The sequence below is a fragment of the Parafrankia colletiae genome, assembly GCF_001854655.1.
In the GTDB taxonomy this organism is placed as follows: domain Bacteria; phylum Actinomycetota; class Actinomycetes; order Frankiales; family Frankiaceae; genus Parafrankia; species Parafrankia colletiae.
This window is the reverse complement of sequence record NZ_MBLM01000106.1, coordinates 1-1,011: the sequence shown is the minus strand read 5'-3', so window position 1 is coordinate 1,011 and position 1,011 is coordinate 1. Positions and strand designations below refer to the sequence as shown.

At 68.2% G+C, this 1,011-nt stretch carries 1 protein-coding gene; it reads left to right on the top strand.

All coding sequences use genetic code 11. The annotated features are described in order from the left end of the window. Positions 1 to 18: 18 nt before the first annotated feature. Positions 19 to 1,011: WD40 repeat domain-containing protein (locus tag CC117_RS11045; protein WP_256385373.1), on the top strand; the 993-nt coding region annotated here is incomplete at its 3' end.

The window sequence follows — 1,011 nt, the reverse complement described above, 5'->3', positions numbered from 1 at the left end:
TCGCAGCACGCCCATCAGATCGACCGCCCCCTCACCGGTCACAACGGCCCGGTGTTCACCGTGGCGTTCGGGTCGGGCGGGTTGCTGGCCACCGGCGGCTTCGACAGCACGGTGCGGCTATGGGATGCGTCCGATCCTCAGCGCGTCCGCCAGGTCGGTGCTCCCCTCACCGGCCACACCTTCCCGGTAACCGCGGTGATGTTCGGACCGGGTGGGTTACTGGCCACCGGCAGCGCCGACAAAACAGTACGCCTGTGGATTACCTCCAACCCGCAGCATGTCCGTCCGGTCGATGCTCCTCTCACCGGCCATACCAACTCAGTGAATACGGTGGCGTTCGGCCCGGATGGATTGCTCGCCACTGGTGGCGTCGACAGTACGGTGCGGTTGTGGGATATCTCCGACCCTCAGCGGGTCCGCGAGGTCGGTCCGCCTCTTACCGGCCACACCGATGAGGTCCGCGCGCTGACGTTCGGACCGGGTGGGATGTTGGCCACCGCCAGCAGCGACAAGACGGTGCGGTTGTGGGGCACCTCCGATCCCCAGCACGTCCGCTCACTCGGTACGTCCCTCACCGGCCACACCGACCAGGTGAACGCGGTGGGATTCTCGTCGGGTGGATTGCTGGCCACCGGCAGCGCGGACGGCACGGTGCGCTTGTGGAACACGTCCGATCCGCAGCGTGTCCATCCGCTTGGCCAGCCCCTCGTCAACCACGGCGGCCCGGTGACCGCGCTGGCGTTCGGGTCGAGTGGGCTGTTGGCCACCGGCAATGCGGACGGCACGGTGCGGTTGTGGAACAGGTCTGACCCGTGGCGTGTCCGCGAGGTCGGTCCGCCCCTCACCGGTCACACCGGCACGGTGCATGCAGTGGCGTTCGGGCCGGGTGGGCTGCTGGCCAGTGTCGGCGGTACCGACAGCATGGTGCGGTTGTGGGATGTCTCGGATCCGCAGCGTGCCCGCCTGGTGGGTGAGCCCCTCACCGGCCACACCAACTCGGTGAATACGGTG